This window comes from Nocardia coffeae (assembly GCF_019890715.1).
Lineage (GTDB): Bacteria > Actinomycetota > Actinomycetes > Mycobacteriales > Mycobacteriaceae > Nocardia > Nocardia jiangxiensis.
This window is the reverse complement of sequence record NZ_JAINZY010000002.1, coordinates 667,759-691,376: the sequence shown is the minus strand read 5'-3', so window position 1 is coordinate 691,376 and position 23,618 is coordinate 667,759. Positions and strand designations below refer to the sequence as shown.

At 66.8% G+C, this 23,618-nt stretch carries 23 protein-coding genes; 4 read left to right on the top strand and 19 right to left on the bottom strand.

Features of this window, described 5'->3' with window-relative positions:
* Positions 1-207 precede the first annotated feature (207 nt).
* Entirely contained in the window at positions 208-513 is a 306-nt protein-coding gene (locus K7711_RS12325; protein ID WP_222968706.1) for a hypothetical protein, read from the top strand.
* A 170-nt stretch (positions 514-683) separates the two neighbouring features.
* On the opposite strand, the gene K7711_RS12320 is transcribed toward K7711_RS12325, so the two are convergent.
* The 3 genes from K7711_RS12320 to K7711_RS12310 form a co-directional block, all read right to left on the bottom strand.
* Positions 684-1,445: an SDR family NAD(P)-dependent oxidoreductase gene (locus K7711_RS12320; protein ID WP_222968703.1), complete on the bottom strand. Its 762-nt coding sequence runs from the start codon at positions 1,443-1,445 to the stop codon at positions 684-686.
* A gap of 65 nt (positions 1,446-1,510) precedes the next feature.
* The gene (locus K7711_RS12315; protein WP_222968700.1) at positions 1,511-2,338 is read right to left on the bottom strand and encodes an SDR family oxidoreductase; all 828 of its coding nucleotides are present in this window, start codon (positions 2,336-2,338) and stop codon (positions 1,511-1,513) included.
* Between the two features lie 67 nt (positions 2,339-2,405).
* Entirely contained in the window at positions 2,406-3,449 is a 1,044-nt protein-coding gene (locus K7711_RS12310; protein ID WP_222968698.1) for a phosphotransferase family protein, read from the bottom strand.
* 118 nt (positions 3,450-3,567) lie between these two features.
* Here K7711_RS12310 and K7711_RS12305 point away from each other — a divergent pair, with 118 nt between their 5' ends.
* Together K7711_RS12305 and K7711_RS12300 are read left to right on the top strand one after the other, a co-directional pair.
* Complete coding sequence (locus K7711_RS12305) at positions 3,568-4,416, top strand: TetR-type transcription factor C-terminal domain-containing protein (RefSeq protein WP_235747020.1); 849 nt, start codon at positions 3,568-3,570, stop codon at positions 4,414-4,416.
* A gap of 67 nt (positions 4,417-4,483) precedes the next feature.
* A complete protein-coding gene (locus tag K7711_RS12300; protein ID WP_222968693.1) occupies positions 4,484-5,701 on the top strand; it encodes an acyl-CoA dehydrogenase family protein in 1,218 nt (405 codons plus the stop codon).
* 6 nt (positions 5,702-5,707) lie between these two features.
* On the opposite strand, the gene K7711_RS12295 is transcribed toward K7711_RS12300, so the two are convergent.
* On the bottom strand, positions 5,708-6,757 hold the full coding sequence (locus tag K7711_RS12295; RefSeq protein WP_222968691.1) for a 2,3-butanediol dehydrogenase: 1,050 nt from the start codon (positions 6,755-6,757) through the stop codon (positions 5,708-5,710).
* Positions 6,758-6,844: 87 nt separating this feature from the next.
* The gene (locus K7711_RS12290) at positions 6,845-8,431 is read right to left on the bottom strand and encodes a fatty acyl-CoA synthetase (protein ID WP_222968689.1); all 1,587 of its coding nucleotides are present in this window, start codon (positions 8,429-8,431) and stop codon (positions 6,845-6,847) included.
* 60 nt (positions 8,432-8,491) lie between these two features.
* Between K7711_RS12290 and K7711_RS12285 the strand changes: the two genes are divergently transcribed.
* Positions 8,492-9,286, top strand: coding sequence for a helix-turn-helix transcriptional regulator (locus K7711_RS12285; RefSeq protein WP_308014661.1), 795 nt, complete (start codon positions 8,492-8,494; stop codon positions 9,284-9,286).
* Here the strand turns inward: K7711_RS12285 and K7711_RS12280 are convergent.
* From K7711_RS12280 to K7711_RS12215, 14 genes are all read right to left on the bottom strand, one after another.
* Positions 9,265-9,636, bottom strand: a complete 372-nt coding sequence (locus K7711_RS12280) for a hypothetical protein (protein WP_222968687.1) — start codon at positions 9,634-9,636, stop codon at positions 9,265-9,267. The genes K7711_RS12285 and K7711_RS12280 overlap by 22 nt on opposite strands.
* Positions 9,633-10,877 carry a GTP cyclohydrolase II gene (gene ribA, locus K7711_RS12275; protein WP_308014660.1) on the bottom strand — a complete coding sequence of 415 codons (1,245 nt, stop codon included), beginning with the start codon at positions 10,875-10,877 and terminating at the stop codon, positions 9,633-9,635. The genes K7711_RS12280 and ribA overlap by 4 nt, the downstream gene beginning before the upstream one ends.
* The gene (locus K7711_RS12270) at positions 10,874-11,410 is read right to left on the bottom strand and encodes a flavin reductase family protein (RefSeq protein ID WP_308014658.1); all 537 of its coding nucleotides are present in this window, start codon (positions 11,408-11,410) and stop codon (positions 10,874-10,876) included. The genes ribA and K7711_RS12270 overlap by 4 nt, the downstream gene beginning before the upstream one ends.
* A gap of 88 nt (positions 11,411-11,498) precedes the next feature.
* A complete protein-coding gene (locus K7711_RS12265) occupies positions 11,499-11,912 on the bottom strand; it encodes an SRPBCC family protein (protein ID WP_222968683.1) in 414 nt (137 codons plus the stop codon).
* 6 nt (positions 11,913-11,918) lie between these two features.
* A complete protein-coding gene (locus K7711_RS12260; RefSeq protein ID WP_222968681.1) occupies positions 11,919-13,088 on the bottom strand; it encodes an LLM class flavin-dependent oxidoreductase in 1,170 nt (389 codons plus the stop codon).
* Positions 13,089-13,220: 132 nt separating this feature from the next.
* Positions 13,221-14,357: a thiolase family protein gene (locus tag K7711_RS12255; protein ID WP_222968679.1), complete on the bottom strand. Its 1,137-nt coding sequence runs from the start codon at positions 14,355-14,357 to the stop codon at positions 13,221-13,223.
* Positions 14,354-14,791, bottom strand: coding sequence for a PhlB family protein (locus K7711_RS12250; RefSeq protein ID WP_222968677.1), 438 nt, complete (start codon positions 14,789-14,791; stop codon positions 14,354-14,356). The genes K7711_RS12255 and K7711_RS12250 overlap by 4 nt, the downstream gene beginning before the upstream one ends.
* A complete protein-coding gene (locus K7711_RS12245) occupies positions 14,791-16,290 on the bottom strand; it encodes a hydroxymethylglutaryl-CoA lyase-like TIM-barrel protein (protein WP_222968675.1) in 1,500 nt (499 codons plus the stop codon). The genes K7711_RS12250 and K7711_RS12245 overlap by 1 nt, the downstream gene beginning before the upstream one ends.
* Entirely contained in the window at positions 16,287-17,726 is a 1,440-nt protein-coding gene (locus K7711_RS12240; protein WP_222968673.1) for an acetyl-CoA carboxylase biotin carboxylase subunit, read from the bottom strand. Before K7711_RS12240 ends, K7711_RS12245 begins: the two co-directional genes overlap by 4 nt.
* Entirely contained in the window at positions 17,719-18,270 is a 552-nt protein-coding gene (locus tag K7711_RS12235) for an acetyl-CoA carboxylase biotin carboxyl carrier protein (protein WP_222968671.1), read from the bottom strand. Before K7711_RS12235 ends, K7711_RS12240 begins: the two co-directional genes overlap by 8 nt.
* A complete protein-coding gene (locus K7711_RS12230; RefSeq protein WP_222968669.1) occupies positions 18,267-20,012 on the bottom strand; it encodes a pyruvate, phosphate dikinase in 1,746 nt (581 codons plus the stop codon). Before K7711_RS12230 ends, K7711_RS12235 begins: the two co-directional genes overlap by 4 nt.
* Positions 20,009-20,617 carry a hypothetical protein gene (locus tag K7711_RS12225; protein ID WP_222968667.1) on the bottom strand — a complete coding sequence of 203 codons (609 nt, stop codon included), beginning with the start codon at positions 20,615-20,617 and terminating at the stop codon, positions 20,009-20,011. Before K7711_RS12225 ends, K7711_RS12230 begins: the two co-directional genes overlap by 4 nt.
* Positions 20,610-22,109 carry a class I adenylate-forming enzyme family protein gene (locus K7711_RS12220; protein ID WP_222968665.1) on the bottom strand — a complete coding sequence of 500 codons (1,500 nt, stop codon included), beginning with the start codon at positions 22,107-22,109 and terminating at the stop codon, positions 20,610-20,612. The genes K7711_RS12225 and K7711_RS12220 overlap by 8 nt, the downstream gene beginning before the upstream one ends.
* The gene (locus K7711_RS12215) at positions 22,106-23,617 is read right to left on the bottom strand and encodes a hypothetical protein (RefSeq protein WP_222968663.1); all 1,512 of its coding nucleotides are present in this window, start codon (positions 23,615-23,617) and stop codon (positions 22,106-22,108) included. Before K7711_RS12215 ends, K7711_RS12220 begins: the two co-directional genes overlap by 4 nt.
* Position 23,618: the final 1 nt, after the last annotated feature.

The following is a 23,618-nucleotide window of genomic DNA, read 5'->3' as shown; positions in this document are numbered from 1 at the left end:
GTGCAATGCCGCCATCGTCCTCCACACGGCCGGGCTGGTCTACTTCCTCACTCGGACCGGAATCATCTTCTACCACAACCTCTACTTCCAGCACTATCTGCACCGCCCGGCGCTGGTGTCCGGGTTGCTGTTCCTGCCGATGACCGTCTTCATGGCCGGTCTCGCCCCGTTCGCGGACGACTGGCCGGACGCTTCGGCATCCAACCCGTGCTCAGCGCCGGGTCGATCGTTTCCGGCTTCGGCTGCCTCGCCCTGTTCTGGATGCCGGAGGGGTCGTCGTCTCTCGCGCAGATAGAGTGGCGCACGGCCCTGTTCGGGGCGGGGGTCGGGCTGATGAGCTCGTCGATGAGCAACGCGGCGGTCTCCAGCGTGTCCGGCGAATTCCTCACGGGCGTGCGCACCGCAATGTTCTTCTGCGCGGTGCTGTTACTGGTGTGCGGTGCCGTTGTCATCCTGTTCCGACTGCGCCCGCACCAGTCCGCGCTCGAATCGGTCGCCGCCGAACGCGGGTGATCCGCAGACAACGTCACCGCACACCATCGCGGCGTTCGAGTATCACGTCGAACGCCGCCCCGGCACCGGTTCGGACCGCACTCCCGATCCGCAGAATCACTGTCGATCACGACAATGCTTGCGCTGCTGCGGAATTCAGTATCCGCGCTCAACGACCGAGCGAACAAATCTTATTTCGGCGCCATACGAATCGCGCCGTCGAGACGAATCGTCTCCCCGTTCAACATGGCATTTTCCACGATGTGAGTCGCCAGAGCAGCGTATTCATCGGCCCTGCCCAGGCGGGACGGATGCGGAACCTGCCGGCCGAGAGACTTCTGCGCCTCCGCGGGCAGCCCCGCCATCATCGGCGTCTCGAAGATGCCGGGAGCGATCGTCACCACGCGGATCAGATGACGCGCCAACTCCCGGGCGATCGGCAACGTCATCGCCGCAACACCGCCTTTGGACGCGGCATACGCGGGCTGACCGACCTGACCGTCGAAGGCGGCGACCGAGGCGGTGTCGATGATGACGCCGCGTTCCCCGTCGACCGGTGCGGTGGTCGCCATCCGCTCGGCCGCCAGCCGAATGACGTTGAAGGTGCCGACGAGATTGATGCGCACCACGCGCTCGAAATCGTCCAGGGGCAGCGGTCCGCTCCTGCCGAGCACCTTTCCGGGTGTGGCGACACCGGCGCAGTTCACGACGATGCGCAGGTCCCCGAGATCTGCGGCGCGATCGATCGCCGCCGCCACTTCGGTAGCAGATGTGACATCAGCGGCCGCGAAGACCGCATCGGCGCCGAGTCCGGCGGTCGCCGCTTCCCGATCGGCCATCGGTAGATCGATCAGCACCACCTTGGCTCCCCGAGCGTGCAGTGCGCGAGCCGTGGCATTGCCGAGCCCGGACGCGCCACCGGTCACCACCGCGACTGTTCCGTCGATATTCATTGGTCTCCTGAATCTGGTTCCGACGCATCGATCGAACGATGCGGATCATGCGAATTCCGTTGCTGTCAGCGGGGATCCACGAAGATGTCGTATTCGAGGGGAGCCTGTCCCCCGTACTCGTCGAGGTCGGTGATTCCGGCTTCGGCCAGCACGTCCACATCCAGCACGCATCGGTTGGCGTATCCGGAGGGGTCGCCGAAGATCCGCATCGCCGCATCCGCCATGATTTTCGGATTGCGCGCGTGGGCAGCAGCTTCGGCCCCGCCCAGCAGGTTCACCACGGCGGCAGTGGCAATGGTGGTTTCCGGCCACAAGCAGGTGCCGACCACCGAGGTGTCGGCGTACTCCGCGCCGAATCCCATGGCCAGCAACGTCATTCCGTATTTGGCCAACATGTACCCGGGGTGCTTGCCCAACCACTCCTGCGACATGTTCAGCGGCGGCGACAACGTCAGGATCTGGCCCTGGGGCGACTTGCGCAGGTGCGGAAGGCATTCGCGGGTCAAGGCGAAAGTGCCGCGCACGTTCACCTGTTGCATGAGGTCGAAGCGCTTCATCGGCAGATCCTCGGTGCCGGACAGGGTGAGCACACTCGCGTTGTTGACGCAGATGTCGATGCCGCCGAATCGTTCGACAGCCGTCTGCACGACGCGCTCGACGTCGGCGTCCTTGCGGACATCGCCGACCACACCGACCGCATTGCCGCCCGCCGATTCGATCTCGGCCACTGCGGAACGAAGGGTCCCGGGCAGCCGCGGGTCGGGCACATCGGTTTTGGCCAGCAGTACGACGTTGCCGCCGCGCGCCGCGAACTCCGCGGCGATCGCGTATCCGATACCGCGGCTACCGCCGGACATGACCAGCGTGCGGCCATGGAAACTGTTGTCTTTCAAGGCATTACCTCTCATCGACCGAACCCGCCGACGCCCGGTGCAGGTCGTCGGTGAGGCCGGGCTGTTGTCAGTGCGCCGGGCGCGGGCCGACGTATTCGGCGAATGCCGTGTGACCGCGTTCGATCAACGCGGGCACCATCGCACCGAGCCGTTCGAACCCGTCCCCGACGGTCAAGCCCTGCTGTGTGCGGTAGTGAATGCCTTCGAAGATCGCGGCGATCTTGTAGTAGGCGAATCCCAGGTACCACCCGAATTCGGACAGATCGCAGCCGGTCAGCTCCGCGTACTGCGCGACCAGCGTGTCGGCGCTGGGGAATCCGGGCACGTCGCCGGGCACCGCGGCGACCGGGCTGTCCAATCCGCGGAATCCGTCCCACCAGATCACCATCGAGGCCAGATCGGTCAGCGGGTCGCCGAGGGTGGCCATTTCCCAGTCGAGCACCCCCACCACACGGGCGTTCTGCGGATCGACCACCACGTTGTCGAGACGATAATCGCCGTGCACCAGCGCGGCCGCGCGGCCGAACGGTAGCGCAGCGGCCAGCCGCTCCCCCAGATCCACCAGATCCGGCAGGTCCCGGCTGTGCGACGCGACCACCTGAGCGTCCCAACGACGCAGCTGCCGCTCGAGATATCCCTGCGGACGTCCGAGATCGCCCAGACCCACCGCTTCGGGATCGAGCCGATGCAGGCGGGCGAGCGTGTCGACGAGCCCGGCGGCCAGATCGTTCGACTTCGCACTGATCCGGTCCAACTGCTCACGCTCGCGCAGCACCGCCCCGCGTGCGAATTCCATGATGTAGAACGGCGCGCCGATGATCTCCGGACCCGCGATCACCAACGGTGCGGGCACGGGGACATCGGTGGGATGCAGCGCCCGCAGCATCCGATATTCCCGATCCATGTCGTGCGCGGTAGCAAGCACGTGCCCCAGCGGTGGGCGGCGCAGCACCCACTCGGTCGTGCCGTCCGTCAGCCGATAGGTCAGATTCGACCGACCGCCGGAGAGCAGATCGACCCGCAACGGGCCGTTGAGCAGATCGGGAATCTCGGCGCGAATGAACTCTTCGAGCTGAGGTACAGAGATTCCGGGAATAGCCGGAGCCGACATGAACACCATCCTGAAACCGAGCGATCGTCCGGTAGAATTGAACAGGATCGAAAGCTAGCCGACACCTCCGGCGATGTCAACGGCGACTAGGCTCGTCCTGCCGCGAAAGGAGCCTGGATTGACCGCACGAGAGCTGCAGGAACGAAATGCCGACGACGAGCGCGAACTGCTCGGGCGGCGGTTGCGCGCGGCCCGGCAGGCGAAGGGGCTCACCATTCGCGACGTCGCCCCGGAGATCGGCGTGAGCGTCGGCACCTGGAGTGCGATCGAGAACGGACTCGCGCGAATCTCGGAGGACCGGCTCACCGGCGCGGCGCGCCTGTTCGACACCGATCCCGCCGACCTGCGCGGAGCGCCGCTGCCGGACGAGAGCGATCGCCGGTGGCGGGATTTCCCGCCACTACAGCTTCCCGCCCCCATCACCGGCGCGCTGAACGCCTTCGTCGAACTCGGCTACCACGGCGCGACGATCCGCGAAATCGCCAACCGGGCAGAGCTTTCGGTCGCCGGGGTGTATCACCACTGGCCGACCAAACAGCATCTGCTCGTCGCACTCCTGGACCTGACGATGGACGATCTGCGCGAACGATGCCGCGCGGCGCGCGCCGAGGGCGACGGTCCGGTCGAGCGGCTCGAGCGACTGGTCGAATGCCTCGCCCTGTTCCACACCCATCGACGCGAACTCGGCTTCATCGGCGCCAGCGAGATGCGCAGCCTGGACGAGCCGCATCGCACCCGAATCGCGACGGCCCGGCGGGACGTGCAGCAGATGGTCGAGGACGAGGTCGTCGAAGGTTGCCGCCGGGGCGCGATGCTCACCCCACTGCCGCGCGAGGCCGCCCGCGCGGTGGTGACCCTGTGCACCGCACTGCCGCAGTGGTGGTCGCCCGCGGGCGAGCTCACTCCCGACGCGGTCGCCCGGCAGTACATCGAGTTCGCCCGCGATATCGTCCGCGTTCCTCGTTGACGCCCTGCCCTGAGCCACCCTATAGTTCAGTACCGATCATTTGATCGGTCTTGTTCAGGAGGTGTTCATGACCGGATACGAACTCCCCGCGCCCTCGCCGCGGGCGTCGGAACTGCACGAGCGCATGGCTCGATTCATGCGTGAGCGCGTGTTGCCGGCCGAAGCCGACTACCTGACGTGGCGTCGCGCGGCCGGACCGGACGACCACGTCGTGCCGCCGATCGTCGAAGAGTTGAAGCAGTACGCCAAGACCGAGGGTCTGTGGAACCTGTTCCTGCCCGCGGCTTCCGGCCTGACCCAGCTCGAGTACGCACCGATCGCCGAACTGTCCGGGTGGAGCCTGGAGATCGCGCCGGAAGCGATCAACGGACAGGCCCCCGACACCGGCAATATGGAACTGCTGCACCTGCTGGGTAGTGAACAGCAGAAGCAGGATTGGCTCGAGCCGCTGCTCGCGGGCGATATCCGATCCGCGTTCGCCATGACCGAGCCCGATGTCGCCAGCAGCGACGCGACGAATATCGCGACTCGGATCGAACGCGACGGCGACGACTACGTGATCAACGGACGCAAATGGTGGACCAGTGGCGCGATGGACCCACGCTGCGCCTTCTTCATCCTGATGGGCAAGACCGACCCCACCGCACCGGTCCACCGGCAGCAGACGATGGTGCTGATACCGCGAAACACCAAGGGCGTGCAGGTGATTCGCGACTACCCCGTGATGGGCCACCACGACCAGCACGGCCACGCGGAAGTCCTGTTCACCGATGTGCGCGTCCCGGTCGAGAACGTCATCGGCGAGGAGGGTGGCGGTTTCGCCGCCGCACAGGCCCGGCTCGGGCCGGGCCGCATCCACCACTGCATGCGCGCCCTCGGCGCGGCGGAACGCGCGCTCTCGTTGCTCGTGGCACGTGCGAAAGAGCGTGTCGCCTTTGGTAAGTCGCTGGCGGAGCAGGGTGTCGTGCGTGAGCAGATCGCCGAATCGCGCATCGAGATCGACCAGGCGAGGCTGCTGTGCCATCACACGGCCCATGTCATCGACACCAGCGGCAACAAGGCGGCCAAGGATCTGGTCGCCATGGCGAAGGTCGCGGTTCCGCGCACCGCGCTGCGCGTCATCGACCGGGCCATCCAGGTACACGGCGGCGCCGGAGTCACCGATACGACTCCGCTCGCCGCCATGTATGCCTGGCATCGCGCGATGCGCCTGTTCGACGGCCCGGACGAGGTGCACATCCAGGCGATCGCGAAGAGCGAACTCCGGCGCGATCCGCTGCTCTGAGGCGGATCAGACCCGGATCAGCACCTTCGTGCCCGCACCCTCGTGCAACCGATGGAACGTAGCCACCACATCGTCCATGGCGGCTTCCTCGACCCAGCCCGCCGGGTCGTAGGAGCCCGCCGCCATGGCCGCGATCACCGCATCGAAATCGGCGGGCAGGTAGGCCAGCGAGCCGGTGATCGACCGTTCGGAGAACACCAGCCGCGTCGTGTCGAAGTCGAGATCCTTCCCGTGCACCGCGACCACGACCAGACGGCCGCCGGGCCCGAGCGCATCCAGGGCCTGGGTGAGCGCACTCCCGGTTCCGGCCGCGTCGAACGCGACATCGGCACCGGCCCCCGCGGTCAGCTCGGCGCACACCGCGACGAGGTCGGTCGCGGTCGGGTCGATCACATGCGGGACGCCCAGCTGTTCGGCGACCTGTCGCCGACCCGTATTCGGATCGGACACAACGATATTCGTAATTCCCCGAGCACGCAGCGCGAACCACAGTCCGAGGCCGATCGCGCCCGCCCCGGCGATCACGGCCGCCTGTCCCTGCTGCACACCGCTGTGCTCGACGGCGTGCCACGCGACCGCCATCGGCTCGACGAGCGCGCCGAGTTTCAGATCGACGGTCTCGGGCAGGCGGTGCACCATCGACCGCGCGACCGTCGTGTATTCCGCCAGCCCGCCGCCGTGGCTGGTGAGCCCGTGAAATCCGAAGGATCGGCAGATGTTCACCATTCCCGCGCGGCACGCCGCGCAGTCGCCGCAGTAGTAGACCGGCCAGACCGCGACGCGGTCGCCGACCGCGATATCGTCCACCCCGTCACCCAGTTCGACCACGGTGCCGGAGAATTCGTGCCCCAGGATCTGCGGAGGCATCGACCCGGTCACCGGATGCGGTTTCGAGAAATCCAGGCCGCAGTGCTCGGGATCGAAGTACACGTGCAGATCCGAACCGCAGATCCCCACGTAGGCGTTTCGGATCTTCACCTCGCCCGCTGCGGGGGCGGGTTCCTCGATCTCATCGATGCGAAGATCGCACCGGCCGTGGAAACGTGCTGCTTTCATATTCGACTTCTTCTCCTCGGCGAAGCATCCGCTTCGATTCCGCGCGGAAGCGGTGACGACCGGCTTCCGCGGCTTTCCCATCCGACATCAATCGGCTGTGGCGATATCCCGGTATCGTTCGCGCAGATCGCGTTTCAGGATCTTGCCGCTGGGATTCTTCGGCAGTTCCTCGATCATCAGGACGTATTTGGGGACCTTGTAGCCCGCCAGGCGATTACGGCAATGCGACAGCACCGCCTCGGCGTCGACGGATGCGCCCGGGACCGGCACGACGACCGCGACCACCGCCTCGATCCATCGCGGATGCGGGACGCCGACGACCGCCGCTTCCGCGACGCCGTCGATTTCGAACAGCACTTCCTCGACTTCGCGACCGGCCACGTTCTCGCCGCCGGTCTTGATCATGTCCTTACTGCGGTCGACCACCCACAGGTAGCCGTCACTGTCCAGATAGCCCAGGTCACCGGAGTGAAACCAGCCGCCGCGGAACGCTTCCGCGGTTTTGTCCGGCTGGTTGAGGTAGCCGATCGTGGCCTGCGGACTGCGGTGCACGATCTCCCCGACCTCGCCCACCGGGACGGGCGCACCCGTTTCGTCGACGATCCGGGTCTGCACGTTCAATGCCGCACGTCCCGCCGAGCCCGGCCGGGAGGTCTGATCCTCGGGCGCGAGTGCGGTTGCCAGCGAAGCCATTTCGGTCTGGCCGTAGAAATTCCACAGACGCAGATCCGGCATGTGCTTCGCTATCCGGCTCAATACCTCCGTCGGCAGTGCCGAGGCACCGTAATAGCCTTTGCGCAGACTGCTCATCGTCTCGGCGGAGAAATCCGGGTGCCCCAGCAACGAAATCCACACCGTCGGCGGGCAGAAGAGTTTGGTGGCCCGCACGGTGCGCACCGCGCGCACGATCGCCCCCGGATCGGGCCGGTCCAAGATGACGCTCGTCGCGCCGAGCAGAATGTCCGTGCTCAGGAAGTTGTCCAGCTGTGCGCAGTGGTACAGCGGCAGCGAATGAATTTCGATGTCGTCGGCCGACATTCCGCCGGTGACGATGCAGCTCATGTACTGCCACATCAACGTTCTACTCGAATGCATCGCACCCTTCGGACGCGATTCGGTACCCGAGGTGTACATGATGCGGATCAGGTCGTCGTCGGCGAGGACGATGGTCGGCGGGGCCGGGTGATCGGCGGCCGTCCATTCGGCGGTCGAGGGCCAGCCGTCACATTCCCTCTGGGACAACGGAATCGAGGCACGAACCCGCACACTGGTGTCCGCGAGCGCCAGGGCCTTGTCCGCGGTATCGACGAGTTCGTCTTCCACGACGAATGCGGCCGCGCGGCAATCGTCGAGAATATAGGCGACCTCGTGCGCGGTCAGCATGAAATTGACCGGAACGAATACCACCCCGATCCGCGCGGTCGCGAAGGCCAGCACCGGGTATTGCCAGCAATTGTGCGACAGGATCGCCAGGGTGTCCCCTTTGCGGAGCCCGCGGGCATACAACGCGGACGCCGTTCGATCGATCATCTCGTCGAATTCGCGGAATGTCAGGCGCACATCCCGGTGTACGATGGCAATCTTCTCCGGGTCACGCGCCGCCGACCGTCGGGGGATTTCCCCGAACGACTGGGTGCGCGCGAGATCGATATCGGCGGAGCGGGTTGTCGTCACGAGATGCCTTTCGAGGCCGGAATAGTGGACGCGGCGTGGTACGAGATGAGGTGGTGAGGCGTGTCTGTGCAGAACTGGCAGCAACTGCTGTCTCGAAAACAGTTGCTCGGCGTACTTTCGGTGCTGGAGTCCTGCGCGGACTCGGAAACCGGCGGCGACAGATTCAAGGAAACTCTCACCGAATCGCTCGCGACGCACTTCGGGATTCGCGACGTGACGTTCTTCCACGGCCGGACCTACCCGGAGATCTTCGCCGATCCCGAGCCGCTGCTCGCGGGAGCCACCGCGGATCTGCTGCCCGCCTACCGCGAACAGTGGAGCGACAAGGACATTTTCGCGCTTCCGCAGGCGCGCCGCCGCCTGACCGCCGACGGCTTCGTCACGCTCGACGAACTCGCCCGCCTGCCTCGGCCGCAACGCTCGTACGTGGTCGACTACCTCAGGCCCAACGACATGCACACCGCGTCGGCCATGCATCTGCGGCTCGCGGACGGGGAGGCGCTGATCGGCATGTTCGATCTGATCCGCCCGTGGGAGGACGGCGATCGGCTCGCGATCCGGCTGCTGGCCCGGCAGTTGCGCGCCCGCACCGTCACGATCAGCGCGGGAGCCACCGCCTCCGCAGCCGATCCGCTCGCGGGCTTGTCGCCGCGACAGGTGGAGGTCGCCGAACTGGTCAGCGACGGGCTGAGCAATCACGAGATCGCCACTGCGCTGTGCCTGTCCGAGCTGTCCATCAAGAAGTACATCAGCCGCATCTTCGAGGTCACCGGCCACCGCAATCGCGCCGAACTCGCGACCGCGGTGTTGCGGCGCGGGCGGCCGAGCAGCGATCATCGACGCACCGGCGTGTAGGCGATGACGATCAGGCCCGAGGGCGCGGTCAGCGTGACTCGGGCCTCGTGGCCGCCCATCGTGGAAGCTGAAGCAGCCCAACCCAACTCGTTCGCGCGAATGCGTATCTGCTCCAGGTCGGTGACACGGGCGAGCAGGCACCACTCGGCGAGCTCCGCCTCGTCCCCGAGGCTGAGCGGCGCGAAGGCGGCCCATGCGCTGCCGTCGGTGAACGACGGCTCGCCGAGCAGGGCCGTCAGATCGCGATAGGACGCCGACCAGTGAATGATGTTGTGCAACACGGTAACTCGCTCGACGAGTTCGCCGAATCCCGCCACAGCTTCCGCGTCGGTCGTGTGTTCGTGTGTCATCGTGTCACCATCTCTGCTGGGGCGGCCGTGGTGCTGATGATGCGATGCCCCATCCGGTCACGCTTGGCCGCCAAATAGGCGCTGTTCTCGGGCGTGGGCTCGGCATGCAGACCTACCACCTCGGCGATCTGTATCCCGGCTGCGGTGAGCCCGGCCACCTTGTCCGGATTGTTCGTGAGCAGCCGGACGCTGCCGACCCCGAGATCGCCCAGAATGGCTGCGGCACAGCGATAGTCGCGACTGTCCGTCGGCAGCCCCAACCGCAGGTTCGCATCGACGGTGTCCAGGCCCAGGGTGTCCTGCAATCGGTAGGCGGCCACCTTCGCCGCCAGCCCGATCCCCCGGCCCTCGTGGCCGCCGAGGTAAACTACTACGCCGCAGCCCGATTCGGCCACCTCGCGCAGCGCGACGCGCAATTGCTCCCCGCAATCACAACGCCGCGAGCCGAAGGTGTCGCCGGTCAGGCACTCGCTGTGGACCCGAACCAGCGGCTGGGACGCGGTGGCGAGATCCCCACGGACCAACGCGACGTGTTCGACGCCGGTTTCCACCGACTCGTACACGATCAGATCGAATACCCCATTGTCCGTGGGTAATTCGGCCTGTGAACGCCGCACGACCGACGCTTCCCGACGATGGGTCACGAGATCGTCGATGGTCAGCACGGCGAGCTGATGCCGTTCGGCGAACTCGTACGCCGCGTCCCGGGACATCATCGCCCGACGGTCCGGAGCGACGAGTTCGCAGATCAGTCCGGCCGGATTCAGGCCCGCCGCGCGACACAGGTCCACGGCCGCCTCGGTGTGGCCTCGGCGCTCGAGCACGCCGCCGGGGCGAGCCCGCAGCGGCATCATGTGCCCGGGGCGGGTGAACGCGCCGGGTTCGGCGCCGGGCGAGGCGAGCAGACGTGTGGTGCGCGCCCGGTCGGCGGCGCTGATCCCGGTGGTGACGCCCTCCGCGGCATCGACGCTCACCGTGAAGGCGGTCCGCAGCGGATCGGTCGGATCGGGCACCATCAGCGGTAATTCGAGCTCGCGGAGCCGGGAATCGGTCATCGCCACGCAGAGGAATCCGGAGGTGTGCTCGAGGAAGAACGCGACGTTGTCGACGGTCGCGTATTCCGCGGCCAGCACCAGATCGGCTTCGTTCTCGCGAGTCCGGTCATCGATGACGACGACCGGCCGACCCGCCTGCAACTGCCGGATGCACTGTGCGACAGCGTTGTCCGCCACGGTGTTCACGAGTGGTCCCCCAGACGGCGGAAGATCGAACGATGGAATACCAGCGGATCGCTGTCACCGGCGACCGCGAGCGCCTCGACCTGACCGACCAGCAGATCGTGGTCGCCGATCGGCCGGCGCATCGTGATCGTGCAATCGATCCAGGCGTGCGCTCCGGTCAGACGGGGCGCACCGCCCGGACCCGGAGTCCAGCCGACGCCCGCGAATTTCTCGGTCCGGCTCGCGGCGAACGCTCGGGCGAGGTCGTGTTGATCCTCGGCCAGCACGTTGGCGCAGAATCGCCCGTCGGCGGCGATATGCGGCAACGTCGTCGAGGAGCGGCCCGCGTAGAAGCCGACCAGCGGCGGGTCGAGGGATATGGAGGTGAACGACCCCACGGTCATCCCGACCGGAGCCGCCGCGGCGTCCGAGGACGTCACGATGACGACGCCGGAGCAGAAGTGCGCCAGCACCTCACGGAACGAGGCACTCACGGCGTCCGGATCGGCGGCGGAGATGGACTGGATTTCGGGCGAGGCGCTGTTGTGCGGCACGTCGGCTCCTGTTCTTTCCGGTGCTGTTCCGTTGTCCGAGGCGGTGCCACGGCGTGCGTGGCACCTGCTCTCGGACAACGGTTTTCGATCAGCGAGCGGCCAACTGCGCGGCCAGCTCATCGAGGGCCTGGGCGTAGATCCCCTCGATGGCGGCGGCCAGTTCGGCCTCGACCGCTGCGGAGGCGGCGGTGAATTCGGCCTGCCAGTGAATCGCCGATCCGCCGTCGGCGGTGGCGACGACCATCAGGGTCGACTGGTAGTACTCCAGCGCCAGCGGACCGTCGATGTACTGGTAGGTGTAATTGCGCTCGTCGTCGTGGTGCTCGACGATGCGTTCGCGGGCCGGATTGCCGTCGGTGAACACGACGTGGCGGATATCGCCCTCGACGCGCGAGGAGTTGATCGCCGGAATCCAGTCGCTGATGGTGGCCGGGTCACCGGCACGAGCCCACACCACCTCCGGCGCGGCGGAAAAGCTTTTCTCGACCTTGATTTCAGCCATCGGTGATCACACCCTGCCCAGCTCGGCCTCGTACTTCTTGGTCATATGCTCGACCGCCTTGCGGTGTTCGTCGGCCTGGCCTTCGCGAACCGCCTTCGCCCGCGCGGCCGCGTCGATCATCGGCTCGGCCTGGCCCTGGAACCACGGCATCACGTCCTGCGCGAACAGTTCGAAGGAACGCTTGGTGGCCTGCGGATTCGCCCAGTCGTGCCCCTGCACCAGCAGGGTGCCGAAGCCGCCGGACTGATCGACCAGGCGCTGCACCTGAGCGCGCGCCTCTTCCGCGGTGCCGATCACCCCGATACCCGAGGTGTTGATGAAGTCGATCATCTCGCGCTTGTTGTCGCCGCGCACATCCATCTGAGGGAAGGCCGCGACGTGCTGCAGGTAGTCGAACCAGTGCTCGATGCCGTGCTCGACGTCCCGGTAGGCCTGCTCCTTGGTCTCCGCGATGTGGAACGGACCGACCAGCCGCCACGTGGAGCGGTCCACCTCGTCCGAACGACCGGCCTGCGCGGCGAACTCCTCGAGCATTCCCCAGTGATGTTGCAGCGCACTGAATCCGTCGGCCGTGAGGGTGGCCGCAATGGACAGCAGGCCGATCCCGTGCTTACCGGCGAGGCGAGCGCCGGTCGGCGATGCGATGGCGGCGACGACCACATCGAACAGCGGATCCGAGTACGGGGCCATCTGGATCTTCGCATCGATCAGGGTGTGCGTGCGGGTCTTGGCCGACACGGTCTCCCCGCGCAGCAGCCGCATGATGATATCGGCGTTCTCCGCCAACAACTCTCGGGTGTCGACCTGGGACAGTCCCAGCATCGCCGCATCGGTGGGCAGCGAACCGGGACCCAGGCCGAACAGCGCCCGGCCGCGGGTCAGGTGATCCAGCATCACCATCCGCTCGGCCGCCCACAGCGGGTTGTGATACGAGACCGAGGTGACTCCGGTCCCGAGTTCGATGCGGCTGGTCCGCTCACCGGCCGCGGCGATCATGATCTCCGGCGACGCATAGATTTCCGAGCCCGCGGAATGGTGCTCACCGAACCACGCCTCGTCGTAACCGAGCGCCTCCAGGTACTCGACCAGCTCGAGATCCCGTTGCAGCAGCAGCGTCGGATTCTGGCCGGGTTGGTGGATCGGCGCCAGGAAAATGCCGAACTTCAGGCGGCTCATCGGACCACTCCTTTGTGTGATGGAGGCAACAACTCCTGTCACGTTATGAGCGGTCACACACCCGCGAACAGTCCGCAAAAGTAGACACTTCCCGGCGCCGCACTCATGCCCGCACTTCCCGCCGATGTCTGGTCAAGCGGACAGAACCGTTACGACACAGGCATTTCCGTCCATTCCGGCCGCACCGCCGCCCATGGTTTCGACCATGCCCACCCCGTGCCGGCGCACCTGGCGACGCCCGGCATCGCCGCGGAGCTGCCAGACGATCTCGGCCAGCTGGGCGGTGCCCGTCGCGCCGAGCGGGTGGCCGCGGGACAGCAGGCCGCCGCTGGGATTCACCGGCTGGGCTCCCGAGCGCGCGGAGTGCCCCGACACGGCGAGTTCGCCGCCGCCGCCCACTTCGGCCAGGCCGAGCGCTTCGAGAGTCGTGATCTCACCGATGGTGAAGGCGTCGTGCACCTCGAAGACGTTGACCTCCTCGATATTTCGGCCCGCTTCGGCAAGGGCCTGCGCTCCGGCCCGGTGTACGCAGGAGAATCCCCACACGTCGTCGTTGCGGTGGTCCCACGGACGTCCGGACACCATCGCGCAGGACTCGACGAGGATGTCGCGGGAGGTGCGCCGGCCCGCTCCCACGACGATCGCGCCGGCGCCGTCGGTCGTGGGGCAGCACTGCAACATGGTCAGCGGATCGGCGATCGGCCGGGACGACAGGACCGTCTCGATGGTCGGCGGCGCGGCGCGCAGGTGTGCTCGCGGATTGTCCAGGCCGTTGGTCTTGTTCTTCACCGCGACCGCCGCCAACTGCTCACGAGTCAGGCCGTGCACGTCCATGTAGCGGGCCGCGGTCAACGCGTAGAGGCCGGGCAGCGGCAGTCCGGTCGCGCCTTCGGGATCGGTCGCCTCGGGCACGATCGCACCGGTGAACAAGGTCGACATCTGCTCGACCCCGATCACCAGGACACAGCCGAAGCGGCCCAGCCGAACCGCCGTGACCGCCTCGTGGTAGGCACTCGTCCCACTCGCGCAGGCATTTTCGATGGTCCACAGGGGCACCGCGCCGATGCCCAGACCCCGCTGGATTCGAGTCGCCACACCGGGCGGACCGAAGACCGAACCGACGATGATCGCGTCGATGTCCGTCGGCTCGACGGCGGCATCGGCAACCGCCTCGGCCACGGCCCGCCAGGCGAGACTTTCAACACGTTGCTCGGCGAACACGCCGAAACTGGAGGTGCCGACTCCCCAGATGGCGGCTTCGGTGGTCACGACGCGACCTCCTGCTCCAGGTCGATCTGCACGAGATCCCCACTCTCCGAGAGGTCGAACGCGATCTTGTCCCCCGCCGACGGCGTGGGCTCGCAGCGCACGTGGACCAGCACGCGCGGACCGTCGAGAACGTCGACGTAGGCGAGCCCGAACGGAGCGCGCCACCGCCCCACCGGAATTCGCACGGTGGTCGCCGCCCACACCGTCCCGACCGGCGCGAATCCGCACTGCTCGACGCGACCGAAACATACTGGGCACCAAGGCACTTCGAGCTGCGAGAGCGGATGGCGGCAGTCGGTGCAGCGGGCGCCGATCAGGAACCCGCCGATCACCCGGGGACGCGAGTCGGCCACGGCCAGGCCGCCGGCGTCCGCACCGGCGCGTCGCTTGTTCGGCCGGTCGGTCAGCCGAGACTTCTCGGCCGCGCCGGTCATCAGTGATCCCCGTGCAGGGTCAGTTCGAATCCACCGGATTCCACGTGCAGATAGGCACCGACCGAGGTGGAGATCAGTTTGCGAATATTGGCCATCTCGCGACTGGTCAGCCCATAGTCGACGGTGCGTGGCGGCGTCGAGCGCATCAGGTCGATATCGTGCTCGGGCACCAACAGACGCAGGATCAGTTCGTCGTCGGAGATGTTGCCGCCGAACTTCTTCCGGAGTTCGGGCAGTTCCGGCTGCGGCGGCTCCCACTCGGCGTAGGTCTTCGCCTTGGGCCCGGTCATGATCTTGTCCAGGACGTTCTGGTCCAGTGGCGCGACGGGATCGCCGTAGAAGCCGTTCACGTACAACAGGACCTCGTCCGGGACCACCGAGTACCGGTCGCCGGTCACCACGTTCAGCACGGCCTGGGTACCGACGAGCTGGGAGAACGGCGTCGCCATCACCGGATATCCGAGCTCCTTGCGGATGATCGACATTTCGTCGAGCACTTCCTCGAAGCGCTCCTCCATGCCGCGATCCTTCAGCTGTGCCTTGAAGGTCCCGGCCATACCGCCTGGCAACTGATGGCGATACTGGAACAGCGAGAATTCGGCGGGCTTGCCCACGGGCAGGTCATCGATCCCGGCCACCCGCAGCAGGTGCTCCTCCACCGCCGCGAGCCGGGAGTCGTCGACATCGACGTCGAAACCGGCGTAGCGGAGGTTGGCGATCGTGTTCTCCGTCGACGGCAGCGAAACACCCGCCGCGAGTGGACGACTCGCGGTGTGCACGCGATCGGCTCCAGCGAGCACGGCCTCGAGGTAGTTCATCGGCGAGAGCGCGTTGTTGGAATGGAAATGCGCCTCGACCGGGAGATCACCGGCTTCTGCCTTGATCGCGGCGATGAGGCTGCGCGCCCGTTCGGGCGTCAACAGACCCGCGGCGTCCTCCAGTTCGATGCCGTCCGCCCCGAGCGCTACCAGCTCACGGGTCCGGTCGGCGTAGTACTGATCGGTGTGATACGGGGTGTCGGCGTAGAGGATGCACGGAAGTGCCTGTACGCCACAGGATTGCGCGACCTTGACCAGCCGGCCGATCTTCTCGGTGTTGAACAGCCCGTCGTAGATCCAGAAGCTCCCGATGCCGTGCGCGCACAGCCGTTCCACCCACAGATCCATCACGCTGTTCGCCGTCAGGCCGAAGGTGACGATTCCGTTGCTGCGGGTGCCCGCGCGAACGGTGGTGTGCGGCATGGCCTTCGACAGCGAGATCAGCTGGTCCCAGGGGTCCTCCTTGCAGTGCCGGACCAGGACCTCGAAGATCGAACTGCCGACCAGGTCGATGGTGTGGAACCCGGTGCGATCGAGTTCACCGGCGATCGGCAGGCCCATCGCCTTGGTCATCCGCATGCCCCACCAGCTCTGCGGCCCGTCCCGCAGTGTCTGATCGACCACGTCGATCGTGCGCCGCCCGCCGATGGCTCGGCCGGCGCAGTCGAGGTATGTACTCATCTCGTCTCCTCGAGAGTGCTGCGGTACTCTTCGGCGCCCACCTGGTCGATCCACCGGGTGGTCACCTCGAAGTCCCGGAATGCCTTGTGCTGCAAGAGAAATATGTCGAACGGAACGGTCGTCGGCACGCCCTGCACACCGAGTTCGCGCAGGGCCGCGATCAACCGATCCGCCGCCGCGTCGCGGGTGGGCGCGTGCGCGATGACCTTGGCGATCATCGAGTCGTAGTAGGGACTCACCACCGTGCCCGCACGACAGTGCGAGTCGACCCGCACGCCGATCCCCGAGGGCGGCTGCCACGTGGTGACGGTGCCCGGTACGGGAACGAAGCCGCGCTCAGGCGATTCGGCCATCACGCGGGCCTCGATCGCGTGCCCGCGGGGAACCACGTCGTCCTGGGTGAACGACAGCGGAAGCCCTGCGGCCGTGCGGATCTGCTCGGCGACCAGGTCGATACCCGACACCATCTCCGAGACCGGGTGCTCGACCTGGATGCGCGCGTTGAACTCGAGAAAGGCGAATTCGGTGGTGTCGGCGTCGTACACGAATTCCACGGTGCCCGCGCTGTCGAGTTCGATCGCCTCAGCGAATCGCAGTGCCGCACGGTGGATCTCGCCGCGAGTCTGCGTGCTCAGTCCGGGAGCCGGCGATTCCTCGATGACCTTCTGATGCCGACGCTGTGCGCTGCAGTCGCGTTCGCCGACGTGCACGACCGAGCCGTGTTTGTCGCCGATCACCTGTACTTCGATGTGGCGGGCACGGGCGATGAACTTCTCCACGTAGATGCGCCCGTCGCCGAAGGCCGCCGTGGCCTCCGCGATCGCGGTGGGCAGTCGCCGCCGCAGTTCGGCTTCGTCGGCGACCACGGACATACCCCGGCCACCACCTCCGGCGACGGCCTTGATCAGCACCGGGTACCCGATCTGCCCCGCCGCGGCCACCGCGGCATCGGGACTGTCGGTCACATCGGACCCGGAAAGTACCGGCACGCCCGCGTTCCGCGCTATCTCGCGCGCCACCGCCTTGTCCCCGGTTCCGGCCACGATCTGTGGTTTCGGTCCGATGAACCGCAATCCTTCGGCCACGCAGCGACGCGCGAACTCCGGATTCTCGGAAAGGAATCCGTAGCCGGGATGCACAGCGTCACAACCTGTTCCGAGAGCCGCGGCCAGCACGGCGTCGGCATTGAGATAACTCGCCGAGGCGCTGGGCCCGCCGATGCAGATCGCGCGATCCGCGAGCACGGCGGCGAGTCCGTCGCGATCGGCCGCCGAGGTGACGACCACGGTTTCCAGGCCGAGTGCGCGGCACGCCTTCACGACTCGGACCGCGATTTCGCCGCGGTTCGCGATCAGCACCCGTTCGATGAGTGCACCGACGGGGGTTCCGGGCTGCGCGAGGGCCTGCTCCGGCACCGCGGCTCGAGCGCTACTCATCGGGCCGGATCAGGAACAGCGGCTGACCGAACTCGACCATCTCGGCGTTCCGCGCGCGGATGGCGACGATCTGTCCGGACACGTCGCTGACGACCGGGTTCATCAGCTTCATCACCTCTACGATCGCCAGTTGGTCGCCGGGCTCGACATGCGTTCCCACCTCGACGAACGGTGGGGAGCCGGGGTCCGGTGCGGTCCAGAACGCGCCGACCGTCGGAGCGGTCACCGGTACCAGTCCGCTTTCGTCGATTTCGGCGGTGGTCGGCGCGGACGTGGTACGCGCGGCGGGAGCAGGGGGCGGCGCGCTCACCGCTCGTGCGGGAGCCTGCTCGACAGTGGGCACAGGCGCAGCAGGGGCCGCCGATGCGCTCGCGAGCGCGGGAGGCGGCGCGTCCTTACCCACCGACACCGTCACATCGCCGATCTTCACATGCATTCCGGTCCAACCGGATCCCGCGAAGGTGCGCAGCAGTTCGCCGATCTCCTCCGGGCCGATGCGCGGTGCGCCGTCACCGGAGCTTTCTTGATGTGTCGAGGTACTCATCGTGTCCTCTTTCCGTGCGCAATCGCCGCCAGCAGAACCGGCAGCGGATTGGTCGAGACGATCACCGAGACACCGGCGTCCACGGCTGCTTCGACGCCCGCATCGGTGTCGAAGTACGCGCCACGCACCGCGGCAGTCCCTGCCGGGATCTCGGGTGCTTCGGTTCTGGACCGCGCCACGGCGCCGTCCCCGTCGAACACTTCCCCGTCGACCTCGTCGGCTGCAGCGACGACTCGAACGGGTGCCAGCTCGCGGGCCCAGCCGATCAGCGCGATCAGGTCCGCATCGGCATCGACGGACGGGATGCGACCACCGATCTCACCGTCGAAAACCCGTGCGCCCGTGGCATCCACGGTCACCACACGCCCGACGAGACCGGACACCGTGCCCGGCCCACACCCGACCACACAGGGCGTGTCGAGTGCACGGCTGACCACGGCGGCATGCGAAGTCGCGCCGCCGTTCTCGGTGACGACGGCCGATGCGGCGATCATGCCGTGCACGTCCTCCGGACTGGTCGATTCGCGGACCAGGACCGCCCCGGGATGCTCCTGGGCCTCCTCGGCGGTCGCGACCGCCAGTCCGACCGCATATCCCGGGCTGGCGGACACACCGGTGGCCAGCGGCGCGGCGTCACGCACCTGCTCGGGATCGATACCGGGCCGCAGCAGGTGCCGGATCTGCTCCGCCGTCACGCGCGCACACGCGGTCGCCGGATCGATCGCGGACTCTGCGACCAAGGCCGCGGCGATCCGAACCGCCGCTTGCGCAGTGCGTTTGGCCGGACGCGACTGCAGCAGATAGAGCATGCCGTGTTGCACGGTGAACTCGATGTCCTGCGCATCCTTGCCCTCACGGTCGAGCAGGTCCGCAGCAGAGGTCAGCTCGTTGTGAAGTTCGGGACGGTTCTGCGCCAGCCACGACAACGGCTGCGGGGTGACCCGTCCCGACACGACGTCCTCGCCCTGCCCGCGCGGCAGGTACTCACCGTACGGTTCGCGATTGCCGGACAACGGATTCCGGGTGAACAGCACACCGGTGCCCGAGTCGTCGTCGAGGTTGCCGAACACCATGGCCTGCACCGTCACCGCGGTTCCGATGTCATCGGGAATCCCGTAGTGCGCCCGATAGGCTTTCGCGCGCCGGGACCGGCTCGAATCGAACACCGCCGCAACGGCATTGCGCAACGCCTCGATCGGATCCTGCGGTACCGCCTCGCCCGTCTCCGCGTCGATGGCGCCGAGCACCGCGGCGGTGTCGGGCAGATCCTCCAGGTCCTCCAGACAACCGGCGACGAGCTTGCCGTACAGCGCGCAGTACCGCCGGTGCACATCGGCGGCGAACTCCGGACTCCCGGATTCGGTCGCCAACGCGGCCTCGCTGGTCTCGTTGATGCCCAGATTCAGGATCGTATCCATCATCCCCGGCATGGAGACGGCCGCACCCGAACGCACAGACACCAGAAGCGGTTTGGCTCCGGCCCCGAAAGTGCGCCCGGTCTCGCGTTCGAGATACTCTATGCCACTGCGGATCTCGTCGAACAGCTCGTCCGAGATCACTCCGCCCCGCTCGAAGTACTCCGCGCAGGACCGTGTGGTGATCACGATCGCCGGCGGCACCCGAAGGCCCAGCCGGCTCATCCGCCACAAACTCCACGCCTTACCGCCGACCAGTTCGCGAGGCGGCTCGTCTTCGAGGTCGGTGATCCGCAGGACCGCCGAATCGATCACTCCCACGGTCATTCGTCCCTCGCCTCCCCCATCGTGCGCAGCAGATGTTCGTGCATCTGGTACCAGACGGTGTGGTAGCTGTCGATGCGCACGCTGCTCACGTAGTCGTGCTCACCCCGGTCCACACGCTCGAGCGCCGCATCCAGACGACTGATGAAGCGTTTGGCCAGCGGATCGGCGTCGGCGAAGGGGGCCAGCAGCGCCCCGGCGCGATCGTGCAGCCGGGCCAGCTTGTCGATGACCTTCCCGTCGTAACCGGCGTCGGAATGATCGTTGGGCTGGTCGTTCCCGTCGATGGCGATCGTCTGCCACGACGTCATCAGAGCCAGCATCTGCTTGTTGATGCCCTGCTCGAAATCGGCCAGCACGCTGACCAATTCGTCGTTCGACCGGTACTCGGCGAAGTCCGCCGGATAGCGGGAGTCCAGGTGCGCACGCCCGGCCGGTGTGATCATGAACGCGCCCCGGCCCGCGATGGCGCGGCCGTCGGCCACGGCCTGTTCGAGGCGAGCGCTGGTCGTTTCGGCGTCCAGGTCGAGGATCTCGGCGAGTTGGTCCACGGTGGCGAGCTGACGCAGGGTCAGGCCGTGCAGGACGAAGTCCGCTGTATCAAGCATTTTCACTGATCTCCTGAGTAATGTGCATCGACTCGCGAACGGTGCGACGCAGCGACTTGCCGACCGAGCTCTTGGGCAGCTCGTCCCAGACCTCGATGTGCTTGGGGCGCTTGAAACCGGCCAGCTGTCGGGCGCAGTGCTCGAGCAGGGTGTCGTGATCCACCGGCTCGCGCAGAACGACTGCGGCACAGACTCGTTGGCCCCATGTGGCGTCGTCGATACCGACGACCGCAGCCTCCCGCACCGCCGGATGCGCGACGAGAACGTCCTCGACCTCACGGGGGTAGACGTTGAACCCGCCGCTGATGATGACGTCGTGCCGCCGGTCCAGCAGATAGAGGTAGCCGTCCTGGTCGACCTGCCCGATGTCGCCGGTCCGCAGCCACCCGTCCGCACCGAGGGTTTCCGCCGTGGCGTCCGGGCGCTGCCAATATCCGCTCATCGTCTGCGGCCCGCGGGTGACCACCTCCCCCGCCGTACCCGGCGGCACGGCATTGCCCTGGGCATCGCGGATCTCCATCTCCACGAACGTGTACGGCTTACCGGCCGAGGCCAGCCGCTGCGGGGTGTGCTCCCACGGCTGCAGGCAGGTGATCGCCAACGGCGACTCCGCCTGCCCGTACAACTGGGCGAAGACGGGACCGAGGGTATCGATCGCGCGGGCGAGCAGTGCGGGCGCGATCGGCGCTCCCCCGTAGCAGATTCTGCTGAGCCGCAATCGTTCTCGGTCGATCGCCGCATCCTCGAGCAGCATCGAGATCATCGTCGGCACCATGAACGTGGCAGTCGCGCCGTGTTCGACCGCGGCGTCGATGAACGTCTGCGGGCTGAACTTCCGCAGGATGACGTTGCGCGCCCCCTTGACCAGATGCGGCAGGAAGAACGCCCCGCTGCCGTGGGTGATCGGCGCCGCGTGCAGCATCACCGATTCCGGGCTCAGATCCGGCAGCAGATCGACCAGGAAGTTCGCGACCTCGGCGAGTTCGCTGCGGGTGGTGAGTACCACCGCCTTCGGCTTGCCGGTCGTGCCGCCGGTGTACGCCAGGCGCAGCGGCGCTTCGGGATCCCGTTCGATCCGACACGGCGCGCTGTCCGCCGCCTCGGCCATCGACGCGAGTTCGGTTGTGCCGATGACGAATTCGGTCGGGGCCGGAACGCGGCCGTCTGTGATCAGCGCGCGAGCGGCCGAGTCCTCGATCTTGTACGCCAGTTCGACATCGGTCTCCCGGGCGTTCAACGGGACGCGCACGAGCCCCGCCTTGGCGAGCGCGTAATAGGTGACGACGCCGTCGATTCCGTTGGGCACCAACACCGCTACGTGATCGCCGGGGGCCAGGCCGTGGGCCAGCAGCGCGTTGCCCAGCCTATCGGTCAAGTGGTCGAATTCGGTGAAGCTGACCGTACGCGTCCCGTCGACCAGGGCGGGCGCATCGCCGTAGGCGCGGGCGGCGCGGGTGATCAGGTCACCGATCTGCAGATGCTGGGTGGTCACCGCTTCTCCTGACCCGGATTCCCCGGACGACCGAGCCGGTACAGCTCGGACGCCAGGTCGGACGAGTGATTCCACTTGACCCATTCGTCGTCGAGGTAGCGGTACTTCGGGTCGTGCATCGTCGGGGTGAATTCGCTTGCGCGCGTGTTGTATTCGTCGATCTCGATGCGGCCCGCGCTGGTGGTCCACAGCGCGGACTTGGGATCCAGGCTCGACCAGCCCTTCAATTCGCTGCCCACGGTCGGCGCGTAGTCGTGGTCCGCGAGCACCGAATACGGGATGGAGCTGATCATGTTCTGGTTCAGCCCGGAATAGCGAGCCATCGTGTACGGATTCGCCTTCTGCTGCGGCAGACCGAGCAGCCCGACCATCTCCGCGAGATAGTCGCGGGCGAACTCGTCGTTCATCAGCACCTTGAACCGCTGCGCCCGCTCGTCGAGTTCGAACCAGTCCGACTGCCGATAGGTGCCCGCGAGATGGGCGAAGTCCTTGCCGACCGAGGAGTACACCAGCGCGCCGGCGTCGATCATCTGCTCGCGCGACCAGGACGAAATCCGCTTCCACAGGTTGGCGGTCGCCTCGACGAGGATCTCGCGATAATCCTCCATCGTCTCGGCGAGCACCTCGGCGTTGTCCATCCCGACCGGGACGTAACCGTCGGTCAGGGCGTCGGAGGTGTACATGCCGACGGCCGCGATGTTGTCCGGGTCGTAGCTCGGGTCCGCCTCGAACGAGGCCCAGTCGTCCACGAGCCGGAAGTTCGTGTCCTTGAACACGATCGGGATGGTCAGATTGTTGTGCGGCAGTCCGACCGCGATCCCGTCCAGCCACGGGAAATCGCCCTCGGCCAGGTCGAAGAAGTCCCGGACCAGCAGCTGGCGGTTGCCGCCCCAGTTGTACGGGCCGCTGTTGTGGATGCCGATCCGGCATTCGCAGTGCGCGAGGAAGGCGTACTGCGACAGCTGCGCCAGCAGTTTCACCGTCGCGGTGTGCAATCGGTCGCCGCCCGCCACACCGATGAGCTGATCGCGGAACCCGTCCAGGGTCCGCTCCGGCAGGAACTGCGAACGGTCGCCGAACTCCTTGTTGCTGATGTGCCCGTCGTTGCGGTGGTACGCGAGGTTGAACCGCCGACTGAAATCCAGGACGTCGACGACGTCCTCCACCGCGTCCTGCGGACGGATCAGCCCCCAGCCGAGCAGCATTTCCCGGCCGAGCAGATAGAACGTCGGCATGCCCCAGGCCGCGTTGACGGTGTCGACCTTGAAGCTGGTTTCGCGAGCGCGGTCACCGAGTTCCTGTGCGGGGGTCACCGCGTCGATCTCGCGCAGCAGCGTCGGCAGGCGATAGAAGCTGTTCAGATAGGACAGCAGCATGTACGGATTCATCGGGAACAGCTTGGATTCCTGCACCGTACGGGTGATGCACAGCCAGTACGTGGTGTCACTCAGATTGCGCAGGAAGCTGTTCGATTCGAGCAGGTCGGGGTAGGTCAGTTCGCGTGCCATG

Bases quoted from the DNA above. Each gene is read 5' to 3' on its own strand.
- K7711_RS12320 (WP_222968703.1), bottom strand. From the start codon at position 1,445: ATGAATATCGACGGAACAGTCGCGGTGGTGACCGGTGGCGCGTCCGGG.
- K7711_RS12310 (WP_222968698.1), bottom strand. From the start codon at position 3,449: ATGTCGGCTCCGGCTATTCCCGGAATCTCTGTACCTCAGCTCGAAGAG.
- K7711_RS12300 (WP_222968693.1), top strand. From the start codon at position 4,484: ATGACCGGATACGAACTCCCCGCGCCCTCGCCGCGGGCGTCGGAACTG.
- K7711_RS12295 (WP_222968691.1), bottom strand. From the start codon at position 6,757: ATGAAAGCAGCACGTTTCCACGGCCGGTGCGATCTTCGCATCGATGAG.
- K7711_RS12280 (WP_222968687.1), bottom strand. From the start codon at position 9,636: ATGACACACGAACACACGACCGACGCGGAAGCTGTGGCGGGATTCGGC.
- K7711_RS12265 (WP_222968683.1), bottom strand. From the start codon at position 11,912: ATGGCTGAAATCAAGGTCGAGAAAAGCTTTTCCGCCGCGCCGGAGGTG.
- K7711_RS12260 (WP_222968681.1), bottom strand. From the start codon at position 13,088: ATGAGCCGCCTGAAGTTCGGCATTTTCCTGGCGCCGATCCACCAACCC.
- K7711_RS12250 (WP_222968677.1), bottom strand. From the start codon at position 14,791: ATGACCGGCGCGGCCGAGAAGTCTCGGCTGACCGACCGGCCGAACAAG.
- K7711_RS12245 (WP_222968675.1), bottom strand. From the start codon at position 16,290: ATGAGTACATACCTCGACTGCGCCGGCCGAGCCATCGGCGGGCGGCGC.
- K7711_RS12240 (WP_222968673.1), bottom strand. From the start codon at position 17,726: ATGAGTAGCGCTCGAGCCGCGGTGCCGGAGCAGGCCCTCGCGCAGCCC.
- K7711_RS12235 (WP_222968671.1), bottom strand. From the start codon at position 18,270: ATGAGTACCTCGACACATCAAGAAAGCTCCGGTGACGGCGCACCGCGC.
- K7711_RS12230 (WP_222968669.1), bottom strand. From the start codon at position 20,012: ATGACCGTGGGAGTGATCGATTCGGCGGTCCTGCGGATCACCGACCTC.
- K7711_RS12225 (WP_222968667.1), bottom strand. From the start codon at position 20,617: ATGCTTGATACAGCGGACTTCGTCCTGCACGGCCTGACCCTGCGTCAG.
- K7711_RS12215 (WP_222968663.1), bottom strand. From the start codon at position 23,617: ATGGCACGCGAACTGACCTACCCCGACCTGCTCGAATCGAACAGCTTC.